This is a genomic window from Streptomyces sp. TOM-9 (genome assembly GCF_056858595.1).
In genome coordinates this window covers 1,730,744-1,745,936 of the sequence record NZ_JBXEQB010000001.1, presented here as the reverse complement: position 1 = coordinate 1,745,936, position 15,193 = coordinate 1,730,744, and the positions used below count along the sequence as shown (strand labels likewise).

At 73.0% G+C, this 15,193-nt stretch carries 12 protein-coding genes and 2 pseudogenes; 9 read left to right on the top strand and 5 right to left on the bottom strand.

Features of this window, described 5'->3' with window-relative positions; all coding sequences use genetic code 11:
- Positions 1 to 39: 39 nt before the first annotated feature.
- Both AC1VWI_RS08220 and AC1VWI_RS08215 read right to left on the bottom strand, forming a co-directional pair.
- Complete coding sequence (locus AC1VWI_RS08220) at positions 40 to 1,518, bottom strand: peptidoglycan-binding protein (RefSeq protein WP_499510282.1); 1,479 nt, start codon at positions 1,516 to 1,518, stop codon at positions 40 to 42.
- Positions 1,515 to 2,468: a hypothetical protein gene (locus AC1VWI_RS08215; protein WP_499510281.1), complete on the bottom strand. Its 954-nt coding sequence runs from the start codon at positions 2,466 to 2,468 to the stop codon at positions 1,515 to 1,517. Before AC1VWI_RS08215 ends, AC1VWI_RS08220 begins: the two co-directional genes overlap by 4 nt.
- 293 nt (positions 2,469 to 2,761) lie before the next feature.
- On the opposite strand from AC1VWI_RS08215, the gene AC1VWI_RS08210 reads away from it, so the two are divergent.
- From AC1VWI_RS08210 to AC1VWI_RS08200, 3 genes are all read left to right on the top strand, one after another.
- Complete coding sequence (locus AC1VWI_RS08210; protein WP_499510280.1) at positions 2,762 to 3,538, top strand: hypothetical protein; 777 nt, start codon at positions 2,762 to 2,764, stop codon at positions 3,536 to 3,538.
- Between the two features lie 126 nt (positions 3,539 to 3,664).
- A complete protein-coding gene (locus tag AC1VWI_RS08205) occupies positions 3,665 to 4,225 on the top strand; it encodes an AMIN-like domain-containing (lipo)protein (RefSeq protein ID WP_499510279.1) in 561 nt (186 codons plus the stop codon).
- A 248-nt stretch (positions 4,226 to 4,473) separates the two neighbouring features.
- On the top strand, positions 4,474 to 6,564 hold the full coding sequence (locus AC1VWI_RS08200; RefSeq protein WP_499510278.1) for a DUF1996 domain-containing protein: 2,091 nt from the start codon (positions 4,474 to 4,476) through the stop codon (positions 6,562 to 6,564).
- Positions 6,565 to 6,642: 78 nt separating this feature from the next.
- Here AC1VWI_RS08200 and AC1VWI_RS08195 read toward each other — a convergent pair whose 3' ends face one another.
- A complete protein-coding gene (locus AC1VWI_RS08195) occupies positions 6,643 to 8,022 on the bottom strand; it encodes a hypothetical protein (RefSeq protein WP_499510277.1) in 1,380 nt (459 codons plus the stop codon).
- 4 nt (positions 8,023 to 8,026) lie between these two features.
- Positions 8,027 to 9,130: a hypothetical protein gene (locus AC1VWI_RS08190; protein ID WP_499510276.1), complete on the bottom strand. Its 1,104-nt coding sequence runs from the start codon at positions 9,128 to 9,130 to the stop codon at positions 8,027 to 8,029.
- A gap of 570 nt (positions 9,131 to 9,700) precedes the next feature.
- Here AC1VWI_RS08190 and AC1VWI_RS08185 point away from each other — a divergent pair.
- The 5 genes and pseudogenes from AC1VWI_RS08185 to AC1VWI_RS08165 form a co-directional block, all read left to right on the top strand.
- Positions 9,701 to 11,911 (top strand): HelD family protein, encoded by a 2,211-nt coding sequence (locus AC1VWI_RS08185; RefSeq protein WP_499516745.1) that lies wholly within the window; start codon positions 9,701 to 9,703, stop codon positions 11,909 to 11,911.
- 118 nt (positions 11,912 to 12,029) lie between these two features.
- Complete coding sequence (locus AC1VWI_RS08180) at positions 12,030 to 12,194, top strand: hypothetical protein (RefSeq protein WP_499510275.1); 165 nt, start codon at positions 12,030 to 12,032, stop codon at positions 12,192 to 12,194.
- A pseudogene (locus AC1VWI_RS08175) lies at positions 12,173 to 12,574 on the top strand (DUF6193 family natural product biosynthesis protein); the annotation flags it as partial. The gene AC1VWI_RS08180 and the pseudogene AC1VWI_RS08175, both read left to right, overlap by 22 nt.
- 16 nt (positions 12,575 to 12,590) lie before the next feature.
- Positions 12,591 to 12,770 (top strand): DUF6193 family natural product biosynthesis protein, encoded by a 180-nt coding sequence (locus AC1VWI_RS08170; protein ID WP_499510274.1) that lies wholly within the window; start codon positions 12,591 to 12,593, stop codon positions 12,768 to 12,770.
- A gap of 183 nt (positions 12,771 to 12,953) precedes the next feature.
- Positions 12,954 to 13,367: pseudogene (locus tag AC1VWI_RS08165) on the top strand (LLM class flavin-dependent oxidoreductase); the annotation flags it as partial.
- A 78-nt stretch (positions 13,368 to 13,445) separates the two neighbouring features.
- Here AC1VWI_RS08165 and AC1VWI_RS08160 read toward each other — a convergent pair.
- Entirely contained in the window at positions 13,446 to 14,102 is a 657-nt protein-coding gene (locus AC1VWI_RS08160; protein WP_499510273.1) for an aggregation-promoting factor C-terminal-like domain-containing protein, read from the bottom strand.
- A 389-nt stretch (positions 14,103 to 14,491) separates the two neighbouring features.
- Here AC1VWI_RS08160 and AC1VWI_RS08155 point away from each other — a divergent pair, with 389 nt between their 5' ends.
- Positions 14,492 to 15,181: a TIGR04222 domain-containing membrane protein gene (locus tag AC1VWI_RS08155; protein WP_499510272.1), complete on the top strand. Its 690-nt coding sequence runs from the start codon at positions 14,492 to 14,494 to the stop codon at positions 15,179 to 15,181.
- Positions 15,182 to 15,193 lie beyond the last annotated feature (12 nt).

The window sequence follows — 15,193 nt, the reverse complement described above, 5'->3', positions numbered from 1 at the left end:
CCTGCTCAGGGGCCGGGCCAGGCGGTACGGGTCTGTGCCTCACCGTCCGACCACCACCTGGTCGCCCTCGTCCAGCGAGCCGCCGTCCGCATTGACCTCGACCTGCCCGGCGGCCGAGAGGCCCACGGTGACGGGCACGTTCACCACCGCGCCGTCGCGGTCCACCCGTACCCGGGCCCTGCCGTCGGCGCTGGTGTGGACCGCGGCCACGGGCACCACCAGGACGGCGCCCTTCGAGGCGCCCACCTCGATGGTCACCTTGGCGGTGCCGCCCGACTGGTCCTTCAACGGGCCGGGTTCGGGTACGGAGATCACCAGCTGGACCGGAGCGGACGGGTCGGCGCCCGGCTCCGCGCCGGCATCGGCACCGGGTTCGGCCCCGCCCTCGTCCTTCGCGTCCGCGCCGGTGCCGTCGCCGTCCTTTCCGGTGTCCGCCTGGTTCCCGGCGCCGCCCACCTGCGCGACGACGCCGCGCACACGGGTGCCGTCCGCCGTCTCGATCCGTGCGGTCATGCCCTCGCGCAGCGCGGAGCCGTCGGCTCCGGGCACGACGGCCCGCACCACCACGTCGGAGCTCGTCACGGTGGCGACCTCGCCGTCCGGGGTGTCACCCAGGCGCACCTTGACCTTGTCGACCCGGACCGGCAGATCGGGCAGGAAGACGACCTCGCCCGCCGGGACCTTGGTGCCGTACGTGGCGGTGAACGCGCTGAGCGCCGCGTTGGCCCGGTCCAGCCGCTGCCGCGCGGAGCGCAGTTCGAGAGCCGACGCCTCGCCGGAGGCCGGTGGGCCCGCCGTGCCGGAACCGCCCTTGCCGCCCTCGCCCCCGCCCTCGCCCCCGCCCTCGCCTTCGGCTCCGCCGCCCTGCGCCGCGAGGACCGCGAGCTGCGCGTCGGTGACGGCGGCCTCCAGGTCGCCCAGCTGCTGCTGGTCGGCGACGCCCGGCTGCTGCGGCGTGAACCCCTTGCCCTGGTACCAGCGGGTCACCGCCGACGCGGTGCCCTGCCGGTAGTCCCCGCTGACGGCTCCCGGATCGTGCCCGATCCTGCGCAGCGCGCTCTGCAACTGCCTGACGTCGTCGCCCGAACTGCTGGGGCCGAGGGCCCGGTACATCGGGACCGAGCCGCGCAGCACGAACACCGGACGGCCGTTCACCTGCATCAGGACGCTGCCCTCGCGCAGTGTGGCACCGGCCTGCGGAAGCCTGGTGACCCGCTGGGTCGCCTCGCCGTCCCCGGAACCGCCCGCGGACCCGACGGACCCGGAAAGCGACACCCCGTGCGGTGCCCCGAACTCCACGCCGCCCTGCGCGATCACGCTCGCGGTCAGTTTCCGGCGTTCCACGGCGACGGTGACGGGACCGGCCTCAGGCGGCCGGCGCGAGGCGGCGGCGTCGGCGGGCGACTGCATCTGGGTACCGGCGAACCAGCCGCCCGCGCCGACGAGCGCGACCACGCCCACGATCATCCCGACCTGCTTGCCGCGCCCGTTCGGGCCGCTCGGCAGACGCCGGCTCATCCGGTGATCCCGTAGAGGGGGTGCTTGGCGAGCTTGGGGAAGTACGCGGCGCGGAACTCCTTGCCGCACTCCAGGTCCTTGCGGGCGATGGTGATCTCCTGGGTGAGCTTGGCCCGCGCCGTGTCCTGGTCCATCTTCTGGACGCCGTCCTGCGGGGTCTGCTGGGCCGTCGCGAACTTCACCATGTCCCCGATGGCGGTCGGCTGGGTCGTCGTCACCGCGATGCCCTCGTCGCGCAGGCAGGACGCGAACCGCTGCGCCAGGGAGATCAACCGTGGGTCCCCGTTGAGGGCCTGCTTCGCGGCGCGGTCCCGCTCCTCGTTCGCGGCGTGCTCACGGTCGAGTTCGGCCTGGGACTTCTCCGGCCCGTAGGCCTTCTCGATCCCCTCCTTCACACATCCCGGAAGCATCACCTTCTTCCCGCTCGCGAGTTGCTTCGCGGTGCCCATCGCCGTGTCGTAGGCCTTCCGCTGGGCCGGGGACAGTGCGTCGAGGTAGGCCTCGTCCGGGTTGGTCATCTCCCGGGCCTCGTGGGCCTTGCTGCCGGGGACGCCGGGGTCGTCCGGGTAGACGGCGGCCGCGAAGAAGCCGAAGCCGTACTTGTCGCGGTACTTCTTGGCCAGTTCGTAATCCTGACCGTCGACCGGGATGGCGGCGGTTTCCACGCCCGACACGTGCGGCGTGTAGGTGAAGCCCTTCTTCCGCATGCAGGCGGCGATGGTGTTCTGCGACACGTATTGCTGTCTGGTCCCCTCGTCGGCCCCCTCGGGGATCGCCAGTTCACCGTTGACGGCGGCCCGCGAGGGCGACGTGTGGCCGTCGGAGGAGGAGCCGGCGGATGCGGCGGTACCGCCGTCGTCCTGGGTGCATCCGGCGAGCGCGAGGGCGAGCGCGAGGACAACAGCGGCCGCGGCCGGCCGCAGTGCACGCGTGGTGGGTGTGGGAGGCATGTCGTTCCGTCACTTCGTTCGAAAGGTGTCACGGCGGGGCGATGCGCCCCGTTGACGTCCTCAACCCGGTGGACCACCGCTCAGGGATGAGCCGTTTCCAGCGGTGTGACGCACATCACGGTTCGGGGAGGGAGGCCTGGTCGGCGGCGGGTGTTCCCCGGGCAACCGAACGGCGCCCCACCCGGTTGGAACAGGAGTGAGGAGTTCAACCGGGACGGGAGCGCGATGGCAGGGGGCCTGCACGGTGCGGGAGTCGGGGCCGGGCCGCCGTCCCGTGGAGGGGAGTGAGGACCATGCGCGCCGCACCTGACGAGCAGTGGCACGAGACGGAACAGGCGCTGCGCCGCCTTCTGCATGACGCGGTGCCGCAGACCGCCGGCCCCGCCGACCGCATGACGCGGATCAGGTGGCGTGTGCAGCGGCGCCGGCGGCGCCGCGTGGCAGCCGCCGGCGCGGTCACGGCGGTGGTCGCCGTCGTGGCCTGCGCGACCCTCGTACCGGGGCTGCGGCCACCGGGCGAGGCACGGCCTCCGGCCGACGCGGCGGGAGAGCGGCACGCCCTCCCCGCAGCGACGCCCTCGCCGGGAGCCACGGGGGACCGCACGACGGTCCGCCTCCTGAGCGGCACCGGACTGACGCTGCGGGTACCGCGGACCTGGCACAGCCTGTCCGTCGACGACCGTGGCACGGCGACGGGCTTCGTCGCCTCGCAGCTCCTGAGCCTCCCGTCACGCGACTCCTGCCCCGACCTGGCGGAGGAAGCGCAGCCCGCCTGCGAGCCGCTGGAGGAACTCGGCGAGGACGGGGTGCTGATGACGTTCCGTACCACCGTGACGGGCAAGGCCGGCCCGGCGACGCCCCTCACCCTGGGCGATCCGGTGGCCGCGGGAAAGGGCTGCCAGGTACTGCGGGGCGACACGGAGATCCCCGCCTGGGGTTACGGCCGCTCGGCGGCGTACGGCAAGCCCTTCGAGGTGCGCATCGACGTGTGCCTGCGCGCACCGTCGGACGCCACCCTCACCACGGTCACGGAGGCCCTGAGGACGGCGTTCCCCAGCACCGGCGGGTGACGGAAGACGGCTGGCCCGTGGACCGTCCGGGAGACGGCGCGTTCCCGGGCGTCCCGGCACAACCAAACCCTTGCCCGGCATGTCGTACATGGAAAGCAGGCAAGAGCCGCAATGCAAGGGGGAACCATGCGTGCGAAACGATACGGGGCGGTGCTGGCCGCCCTGGTGATGGCGGGTGCGGGGGTGGCCGTGGCAGTGCCCGCGGTGGCCGCGGCGCCCGCGGCGGCGTGCCCGACGGGCTGGGGCAGCCTCCCGAAGTCCGGGACCGACGCCGACCTCGGGTCACTGACCGACATCAGGACCGGCAGCCACGAGTGCTACGACCGTGTGGTGTTCGACGTGCCCACCGCCGGCACGGACGCGATCGGCTACACCGTGCAGTACGTCGACGCCGTCCACCAGGACGGCTCGGGGCGGGTCATACCGGTCTCCGGCGGGGCGATCATCGAGATCCGGGTGGCCGCCCCCTCGTACGACCCGCAGACCGGCGCCGCGACGTACCCGGGCCGCGCGGGGCGGACGCTGCCGGGCGTCGACCTGACCGGCTACCGGACCTTCCGGGACGCGAGGTTCGCGTCGAGCTTCGAGGGTGACACGCAGGTGGGGCTCGGTGTGCGGGCCCGGCTGCCGTTCCGGGTGTTCCAGCTCTCCGACCGCCTGGTGATCGACGTGGCCCACACCTGGTGAGGCGCTCCCGCCGGCCGGGCCCCGTGGCGTGGCGCCACCGGGCCCGGCCTGGGCGGCCACGGCCTTGACCGGTAACTCCTGTGAATTCCCGGGGCGGTTGAACACTCCGGGGGTGGTGTCCGTATGTGTGGACGGCTTGTCGTGTTCAGGCCGCCAATCATCAGGCGCGCAGGAGGGTTTCCTTGGTACGCAATTCGCGCAGACGTGCTACCGGCACACGTAGTGGCACCTTTGTAGCCGTCGCCCTGATGCTGGGAGGCGGTGTCCTGGTGACGGCGAACGTGTTCGCCTCGGCGACCGAGGGGGACTCGTCGGGTCAGACGGCCCAGACGACCTCCGCGGGCCAGGCGATCACGGTCGACTGTCCGGACGTCGGCACGGAGCTCACCTCCGTGCCCGAGCAGGCGAAGGAGGACGTCGACAAGGAACTCGCCCTTCTGGACCAGCAGATAGCCGAGGCCTACCAGAGGCTGAAGGAGACGTCGGCAGCCCAGCAGCAGGACCCCGGTTTCGTGGACAACGCGGTCCTGGGCCCGCTGAAGGACAAGCGCGCCGCGACGATCGCGCGCATCCTGCAGGCCATCGACCGTGTGGGGGACCCCCCGCAGGGTGTCGAGGGCCTCGCGGGCTGCACGGTCCGCTCCACCGATGCCCAGGAAGGCCAGGAGGGCCAGCAGGGCCAGCAGGGTCAGGAAGGCAGCCCGCAGCCGTCCACGGGTGACGGCGGCCAGAACGGCCAGGGCGCCCCGGCCGGGCAGGGCGGCGGACAGGGCGGCAACGGCCCCGTCGTGGCGGACTTCGCCGACATCATGAGCGTGAACCCGAACGCACCGCGCGGCCCGCAGCCGTCGGACGCCTCTTCCGGCACGTTCTCGTCCGAGTGCGGTGTCAACGCGGACGGCCTGTTCAACTCCGACAACATCATCGTCGCCCCCGGAGTGACCAACGGCGCCCACCACTTCCACGACTACATCGGCAACCAGTCCAACAACGGACTCGCCACCATCGACGACCTCGCCAAGGCGGAGACGAGCTGCAAGGACCAGGGCGACAAGTCGTCGTACTACTGGCCCGTGCTGCGCGTGCAGGACGGCACCGTGGAGCGGGACGCCGGGGCGCCCGGCGGCGGCACCGAGGGCAACGCCGGGAAGATCGTGACCCCCAAGGAGGTCACGCTCACGTTCGTCGGCAACCCCGTCAGCAAGGTCACGCCCATGCCGCGCCTGCTGCGCATCATCACGGGCGACGCAAAGGCCTTCGTCAACGGGCCGGCCAACGCCAACGCCTCCTGGAGCTGCACGGGTCTGGAGGACCGGCAGCTGAAGGACAAGTACCCGCTCTGCCCCGACGGCAGCGACGTGGTCCGCACCTTCCGGTTCCAGAGCTGTTGGGACGGCCAGAACGTCGACAGCGCCAACCACCGCACCCACGTGGCCTTCGCCGACGCGGGCGGCAACTGCCCGCAGGGCTTCAAGGCCATCCCGCAGCTCGTCCAGCGCATCGTGTACGACGTCCAGGCGCCGAGCGTCCAGGACGGCGGCAAGACGGTGCCGTTGTTCGCGGTGGACTCCTTCCCCGAGAACCTGCACAAGCCGATCACCGACCACGGCGACTTCATCAACATCTTCGACGAGGGCCTGATGCAGGAGGTGGCCGATTGCATCAACCAGGGCCGCACCTGTGGCGCCGGCGGCGACGGTACGGAGGAGCCCGGCAACGGGGGCAACGACAACCCGGGTACGGAGGAGCCCGGCAACGGCGGGAACGACAACCCGGGTACGGAGGAGCCCGGCAACGGCGGGAACGACGACCCCGGTACGGAGGAGCCCGGCAACGGGGGCAACGACAACCCCGGTACGGAGGAGCTCGGTAACGGCGGGAACGACGACCCCGGCGCCGAAGAACCCGGTAACGGCGGGAACGACGACCCCGGCGCCGAGGAGCCCCCGGCGGACAACCCGGACGACGACCAGAACGGAGGCGGCGACACCCCCGACGCTCCCGTCACGGTGACGCCCAAGGCCGACACCACGCCTACGGCGGGCCAGGACGACACCGCCAACCCGCCCGCCGGCGGCCACCAGCACCACGGCGAGGAGCAGGGCGGGCAGCAGGGCGAAGAGCAGGGCGAGGAGCAGGGCGGCCAGCAGTCGACGGCGCCCGGACAGTCCCCCGCCCCCGGCGGGTTCGCCCCGAGCCCCGCGGGACAGGCCAACCAGCAGGCGATCAACGGCGGTCTGGCCGACACCGGGACCAACCTGTGGCCGGCCGGCCTCGGAGCGGTCCTGGCGATCGCGGGATTCCTCCTGCTCCGCCGGGTGAAGCGCGGCGCGCTCTAGCTCCGCTTCCCAGGCGGCCGCAGTGAAGTCCCCCTTGGCGACCGGGCGTAGCGCCCGGTCGCCAAGGGCGTCGTCCGGCTAGTCGGGGACCCCGGCGCCGTCCAGGAGCCGGTGCATGTCCTCGGCGGGCAGACCGGGGTTGCCGGCGGCGTGATGGGTCGTGCCGGGGTCGTCGAGCAGTTCGCGGATCAGCGGTACGGGCAGCCGCGGGTGGCGGGCCGCAGCCCATCGCCGGTCGGGGTCGCGGGCGAACTCCTCCAGGGTCCGCACGGGCAGGTCCGGGTCGGTCAACGCGAGACGACCTTCCTCGGGGTCCGCCGAGTCCGCGAAGCGCTCCGCGAGGCCCGCGGCGGGGAACCGCGGGTGGTTGGCGAACCACATGACCGCGCGGTGGGTGCCGTTGAGGTAGAGGTCCAGCAGGGTTTCCGGCGGCGGTTCCGGGTGGAACTCGCACAGCAGGAGCCGCACGGCGAAGTCCTCGTCCCGGGACAGCAGTTCGACGTACTCGGGCTCCAGGCCGGGGCACACGGCGGCGCTGCGGCGCAGCCATGTGTGCGCGGAGGTCGCACATCGCCGCAGGACCTCCGGGTCGTCCCGCGCCTCCCGCACCCAGTCCAGCACGTCCAGGCGGTCCTCGGGGCCCACGGTGTAGTCGACGGCCGCGCGTTCCCGCTCCGTCAGCTCCGGCCTGGCGGAGACGACCAGCCGCACGTGCGGATCCGGGTGGGTGGCCAACCGCGCGACGAGGTCCGGAGGGAGGGAGGGGTTGGCGGCGACGGACGCCGGGCGGTCGCCGGTGACCAGGCGTTCGGCGAGCTCACGGCTGAGCAGCCCGCCGCGGAGCACCGTGGCCCGGTCCCAGGGGTTCGTGAGGCTCTCCACGAGCCAGGCCGTGCGTTCTGCGTCCTGATGACAGACGCGCATTGCGGCGGCGCGTCGCACATCGAGGTCGTCGTCGTGGAGCAGCGCCTCCTTGGCGTCGTCGGTCAGGGAGTCCCACGCGCGGCAGGCCGCCTGGCGCAGGGGGCCGTCCGCATGGTCCGCCAGTCGCGCCAGGAGGTGGCCGGGCACGAGGCGCGAGATGACGGTCTCGCAGCGGATCCTCCCGTCCGGGTGGGCGAGGAGACGTTCGTACGCCCAGTCGGGCAGGGGGTCCACGCGTTTCCTGTACGGCGTCGGGCCGATGGCCAGGCCCAGGATGACCCGCGGCGACGGATCGTCGAGGAGGCGGGCCCGCTGGGCCGGGTCCGCGTTCTCGCTCTCGGCGAAGCATGCCCGTAGCGCCGGGTCCGGGTCCGTCAGGATCGCGTCGACCACTTCCAGCGGCAGACCCCTGCGCTGGGCGACGTTCCGTTTGATCGCCCGGTCGTCGTGCCTGAGCAGCCGCAGCAGGACGTCCGCCGGCGCGGAGGGATTCCAGGACAGATACGCCAGGGCGGCGACGTGGTGGTCGGCCATGGTGTCAGGCACCCCCCGCCGCGCGGCGCTCGGCGACCCGGAGCGTGGTGGCGGCCGCCACGCCCGCCGCGAGGCCGAAGGTCAGCGCGGCCGGGACCCCGATGCCCAGACTGGCGGAGAGGTACAGCAGCCCCCAGTGCAGACCGGCCCCGTCCACGGCGACCCGCAGCAATTGCGAGGCGATCAGCCCGAGGACGGTCGCGCAGACCGCGCAGACCGCCATCGCGGGGAACGTGGCCCGTGTCAGGAGCACGGGCAGCCGGCGCAGCATCCACCACACCACGGCGAGCAGCAGCACGTCGGCGGCGCGGGCCAGGAGCCAGCCGGTCAGCGGCCCGCCGGACGGGGTCGTCCAGGCGCCGAGGAGCAGCCACTGGCGCAGCAGGTCGCCCGGTTCGGAGAGCAGGCCGATGCCGGGGGAGTAGGTCTGGAGGGCGGCGGCGACCGACTGGTACGAGAGCACCACGAGGGACACCGCGATCACCGCCGTCCCGACGGTCGCGGCCAGCCGGCCCGCACGCGCCGGGACGACCGCCTGGGGGAGCGGGTCCGCGCCCTTGGCCGTGATGCGCGCCGTGAGCACCGTCACCGCCGCCGCGAGCAGCGCGGCCACCGCGACGGCCTGCCGCCCGGTGGTGATCACCGAGGCCAGCTGGGGCAGGAAGCGGTAGCTGCCGTGCCCGTGCGAGGCGATCAGCCACGGCGCGGAGACGGTGACCGCCAGCGTTCCGGCCACCAGGCCCCACGCCCACACCGCGAGCAGCGTGGCGGGCCACCGGCCGTGCACCGGGGGCAGCCTGCGCAGCAGGAGCAGCGCCCCGGGCACGAAGGACGCGAACACCGCGGCGAACCGGATCTGCAGCCCGGTCCTGTACAGCGTGAGGTAGTCGGTGCCGCCCGTCGGCGCGCCGGCTGGCTGCCCCCAGCCCGGCGGGTCGTACGACCAGGGCGTCAGCCATGTGCCGAGTTCCGCGGCCGCCCGGCCGCCGATCACGTCGACGGTGCCCGGCAGGTTCAGCGCGTGCGCGCTCGACCCCGCCCACCACAACAGCGCCGTGAGCAGCAACCCCCCGGTCAGGACCGGTATCGCCGCACGCCGGTAGGTCATCGTCCGCCCCCCGCTTCGATCGTTCGTCCAGCGGGCGTTGATCATAGGGGCACCCCGCCGCGGTCCCGGGGCGGGGTGAGCCCGCCCGTCCGGATCCCACGGCTCCCGGGTGCCGGTCACCGCGCCGGCCGCGGCAGGCGGCGTCCCGGTCGCCACCAGCGGTTCGATGTCCCCCCGTGGCCCGTACGTCGACAACAGCGCACGCACTTCATGCCTCCCCACGCCCCGAATTCCGGTTACGGCGGGCGATTCTGCGGCACCCCCAGGGGCTTGCCGCAAAGCCCCCGGTGCGCTATACGTTGGGAACGGATTGGAGCGGACGAGCTCCTTTCCTTTTCTTTTTTGCCCCCGCGCCGCAGCCCGCCGGAGGGGCGTCCCGGCACCGTCGCAGCGCCGAGGCCCAGGCCCCGCCCCGAACGCAGGAAATCCCCGTACCGCAATTGCGGTACGGGGATTTCCTCACGTATATTGAGTGTTTCTGTGCGCGCACAGAAACGGCCCCTCACCGGGGGCCACTGGAATCACCATATCCGACAGGGAGCGAATGTGTCAACTCGCGAAAGAGTCGAACTGCAGAAGGAGCAGGAATTCATCGACCGGCTCTACGGGCGGGTCGACACGCTGCGCGGGGTCGCCACCCGGCGCGTCGAGGACGCGCTGACCCCGGTGGGCAACGGCATGCAGGCCCGTCTCGAACGCGACGTCCTCGTCGCCGAGCGTTCCGGTCTGCTGGCGGCCCTCAACGCGGTCGACGGCTCGCTGTGCTTCGGCCGGATCGACCTGCAGGACGGTGCCGCGCACCACATCGGCCGCATCGGGATCCGTGAGGACGACACCGACCACACCCCGCTCCTGATCGACTGGCGTGCACCGGTCGCCCGGCCGTTCTACGTCGCCACCGGGCACACGCCCATGGGTCTGCGCCGGCGCCGGCACATCACCACGCAGGGCCGCCGGGTCACCGAGCTGCACGACGAGATCCTCGACCTCGAGGACGACGACCGCAGCGGCTTCGAGGACCGCACCGGCGACGCCGTGCTGCTCGCCGCCCTCAACTCGGCCCGCACCGGCCGCATGGCCGACATCGTGCGGACCATCCAGGCCGACCAGGACCGCATCATCCGCGCCCCGCACCGCGGCGTCCTCGTCGTCGAGGGCGGCCCCGGCACCGGCAAGACCGCGGTCGCGCTGCACCGGGCGGCCTTCCTGCTGTACGAGCACCGTGAGCTGCTGGCCAAGCGCGCGGTCCTGATCGTGGGTCCCAACCCGGCCTTCCTCCGGTACATCGGCGAGGTGCTGCCCGCCCTCGGCGAGACCGGCGTCATGCTCGCCACGCAGGCCGAACTCTTCCCCGGCGTCCACGCCCGCGGCACCGACACCCCGCGCGCGGCGGCCGTCAAGGGCGGCGCGGAGATGGCCGAGGCGCTCGCCCTCGCCCTGCGCGACCGCCAGGTGCTGCCCGAGCCCGGTGCGCCGATCGTCATCCCGCACGACGACGGCGAACTCGTCCTGGACTGGGAGATCGCCTACCAGGCCCGGGACGCCGCCCGCGAGACGCGCCTGCCGCACAACCTCGCCCGGCCGTACTTCGCCTTCCACGTCATCGACGCCCTCACCGCGCAGCTCGCCGACCGCATCGGCGCGGACCCGTACGGCGGCCCCAACTTCCTCGGCCCGGACGACCTCGCGCAGCTCGGCAAGGGCGTCGCCGCCAGCGCGGGGGTGCGGGCCGCCGTGGCGGAGCTGTGGCCGATGCTCACCCCGCAGGAGTTCCTCACCGGCTACCTCGCCGAGCCGGCGTACCTGCCGGACGAGGACGCCCGGGCGATCCGCCGCGCCCCGGACGACGGCGAATGGACCCCGGCCGACGTGCCGCTCCTGGACGAGGCCGCCGAACTGCTCGGCGTCGACGACAGCGCCGCGCGGGCCGCGGCCGAGGCCGAACGCCAGGAACAGATCGCCTACGCCCAGGGCGTCCTGGAGGTGTCGCGCGGTTCGGAGTCGTACGAGTTCGAGGACGCGGAGTCCGAGGTCCTGGCCGCCCACGACATCATCGACGCCGAGCGGATGGCCGACCGGCAGGAGGAGGCCGACCACCGCAGCGCCGCCGAGCGGGCCGCCGCCGACCGTACGTGGGCGTTCGGGCACATCATCGTCGACGAGGCGCAGGAGCTGTCGCCGATGGCGTGGCGCCTGCTGATGCGACGGTCCCCGACCCGTTCGCTGACCCTGGTCGGCGATCCGGCGCAGACCTCGGAGGAGGCGGGCGTCGGCTCCTGGGAGAAGATCCTCGAGCCGTACGTCGGCGACCGCTTCGAGCACGTGCGGCTGGGCGTCAACTACCGTACGCCCGCGGAGATCATGGACCTGGCCGCGCAGGTCGTACGCATCGAGGACCCCGCCTTCGAGCCGCCCCGGTCGGTCCGTTCCACCGGCGAGAAGCCGTGGACGCGGCACGCCGGCGCGGACTTGGCCGGCGCGGTGGCGCGGGCCGTCGCGGAACTGACCCCCCGCGAGGGGCGCCTCGCGGTGATCGCGCCGCGCGCGCTGCACGAGGAGATCGCCGCCCCGCTCGACGGGGTCACGGCCGGCGCCGAGCCCGACCTCACCCTGCCCGTGGTGCTGCTCGGCCCCCGCGAGGCCAAGGGGCTCGAGTTCGACCACGTCCTGGTCGTGGAACCGGCACGTTTCGGCACCAGCGACCTGTACGTGGCCCTCACCCGTGCCACCCAGCGCATGGGCATCGTCCACCGCGAGGACCTGCCCGCGTCGCTGCGCTGACCGCCACCCCCACGCCCACCTCACGACCCCGGCCCGGCCCTCACCGGCCGGGGCCGTCCGTAGTCGTACGGGCCGTCCCCGTGTTCCCCGCGCCGCGCGGTGACGCCACACTGGGCGCGTGGACCCCGACCTCTATCCCGACCTGATCGCCGCAGGTGGCCTGTCCGCCGCCCTGGAGCAGGCAGCGGTCGGCCTCGGCGCCGATCTCACGATCGTGCGTGACGGCGGTGGCGTGGTCCTCCAGCGCGTGCCGCCACCGCGGTGCCCGACCGCGATCCGCTGATCGTCTACACGTTCGCCAAGGAGCGCGGTTTCACGTTCTCCGGATGGAGCCGGGGGGTCGAGCTGATCTCGGGGAGCACGGCCGACCTCGAGGACGTGGTGCGGGTGGGGGAGGCCTGGGGGAACGGCACCGGATTCCGCGAACTGCACCAACGGTTTTCGTTCCTCCACCCCAGCGAGCGACGCGCCGAAGCCCATGAACGCGGACCGGCCGCCGAGGTCGAGCTGCAGTGGCGGAGGCTGCACGAGCAGGCAGCGGAGGCGCCTGCCTTCGACGGCTTCCGGCTCCTCGTGCAGGCGGCCCGTGCCGAGCCGCGGCTGCGGCAGCTCTTCGCGTTCTCCAGCCACTGGGTACTGGGCTTTCAGCGTCCGCACCGGGCACCCGTCCCGGTTGGAGGTGGCCATCGTCCCCGCGTACGACGGCCATCCGTATCGCGTGAAGGACCACCTCCACCTCGGGGACGGTGTGATCGGCGAGGCGGCCACCGCGGAAGAAGCGGTCGCGCTGGTCGCCCGCCTCCCCGCCGACCTCGGACCGGCCGTCGCCGGCACCTCCGCATCCGACGACGGCAGGTGAGCCCTTCGAGGTGCTGCTGGAACGGCTGACGGGGCACCGGCATCCGGCGGCTCGCGCCCGCGCTCGGGCTGCACACGCCGGACCTCTTCGTCATCGCAGGCGTCGACGTACCCGGCGATCTTGCTCCCGTCCGACTGCCGATCCCTGACAACCCGTTGACGCATTCCACCTGTTGGAGGACCCATGGAACGCGGTCTCGCACTGCCCACCGCCGGGCCGCAGACCTCGCCGGAGACGATCGTCAAGGTCGCCAAAGAGGCCGAACGGCTCGGCTACTCCGCCTTGTGGACGTTCGAACGCCTGCTCCGCCCGATGGAGAAGGTCGTGCTGTGGACGGGAGGCGAACCCCAGATGCTGCCCGAGTTCTACGGCTCGACGTACGAGCCGCTGGAGACGCTGAGTTACCTTGCCTCCGTGACCGAGCGGATCAAGCTGGGCACCGCGATCCTGGTGGCGCCGGTGCACGTGCCCGTGATGCTCGCTCGTCGGCTCGCCACCCTGGACCGGTTCAGCGGCGGCCGGGTCATCGCCGGCCTGGGACAGGGCTGGCAGCACAACGAGTTCGAGACGGCGAACGTGCCGATCGGCCGCAAGGGCGCCCGCACGGACGTATACCGTCAGCCTTCTGCTGCCGCTCGCCACTTCGGCGGCCGCAGCCGACCTCGCGGCGGGACCCTAGTACCAGTTGTTGGCCTGCCAGAACGACCAGGCACCGCAGGGGCTGCCGTAGCGGCTGTCCATGTACTTGAGGCCCCACTTGATCTGGGTGCCGGGGTTGGTGCGCCAGTCGGCGCCCGCGGAGGCCATCTTGGAGCCGGGCAGGGCCTGGACGAGGCCGTAGGCGCCGGAGGAGGAGTTGGTCGCGGTGTAGTTCCAGCCGCTCTCGTGGGTGACGATGTTGGAGAAGCACTGGTACTGCGAGGCGTCACCGATGATCGCCTGGGCCATGGCCTGGACCTCGGCGACCGTGTACGAGGCCTTCACGACCAGCGCCGCGCGGGCGGCGGCCTTGGCCTTGCGGTCGGCCTCCGCCTTCTCCTCCGCCGCCTTGCGGGCGGTGGCGTCCTTGGCGGCCTGCTTGCGGGCGGCCTGCTCCGCGGTCTTCCTGGTGCCGACGTCGGCGGCGTCGGACTGCGCCTGCACCTGCTGCGTCAGGGACGCCTGCTGGACCCGCTGGCCGGCGGGTATGTCCGACAGGACGGTGTCGACTTCGGAGGCGGCGAAGGGCTGCTCGCTCGCCTGGCTGCTCGAGGCGACACCGACGACGGCGCCCACGGAGGTGACCGCCGTGGCCGAAGCCACCGCGATCCCCCGGACCGAGATCCGGCTCACACGGTTTCCTTCCAGCGTGGCCCGTTCGGTGATCTCCCGGACGCGATCGTGCCCCTCCCACCGGCTCGGACCGCCCACGGCGACCACCGGCCAACTCCGTTGCCCCGTGCGCGTGTACGTACGGGTGTGCGGATGACAGGGCCTGACTGGAGCGACAGCCTGCCGTAGGGGAGCGCCCCAAGGCAATTCCTCCGGCACATTTCCTTACACTCGCATCATCAGCCCCGGCAGTCCCGCCCCGTACCGGTGGAGGGCCGCCGGCCGCACGTACACCACCGGCCGTACGTCCGCTACGGCACCCTCAAATCGCCCTCTGAACCCCGCCCCGGCAGGCTTCGACCACCCCCGCCGATGGGCACGTACCCGGCAGACACACGGGGGGTGGCGCCATGGACGAGGGAACGGCGGTCCGGCTGGAACCGCACGCGATCGCGCTGCTGCGCGGGGGCCCGAGGGCCGCCGTGACGGTCGCCGTGGTGGCGCTGCACCTGCGCGGCGCCGTGGAGTCCGGCCGGCCGGGCACCCTGCGCCGGGAGGTCTCCCCGGAGCAGGCGGACCCGCCGCCGCACCGCCACCCGCTGGAGAAGGCGATACGCGTCGGGCTGTACCGCCCGGCGGGGATCAGGGAACTGCTCGGGCGCGCCGTCGTGCGCAAGGCGCTGTCCCGGATGCGGGCCGAACTGGCCGGCGCGGGGCTGCTGCGCCTGGTGCGCGTCAGCCCGACCCGGGCCGCCCGCCGGTACCTGGCGGACCTGCGGCGGGGTACGCCGATGCCGCAGGGTCCCGCAGGGCTCGCGGAGGAGGACATCCTGTTCGCGGTCGCCCTCTACGGCGACCCGGCGCTGACCGCGCTCGTCCCGGCCTTCACCGCTGAGGCGGGGCTGATCGGCCGGGGAGCGGTCGCGGACGAGGGCCTGTTCCCGTTCGGCAGGCACGAGTTCCTGCGCTGGCGCGCCGACTACCCCGACGGCGACACGGGCCACGGCGCCGACGGCGGTGCCGGCCATTCCGGCCATTCCGGCCACACCGACCACTCCGGCGGCTTCGGTTGCGGCGGCGGAGGCGGCGGTTCCGACTGACGAGCCGGACGA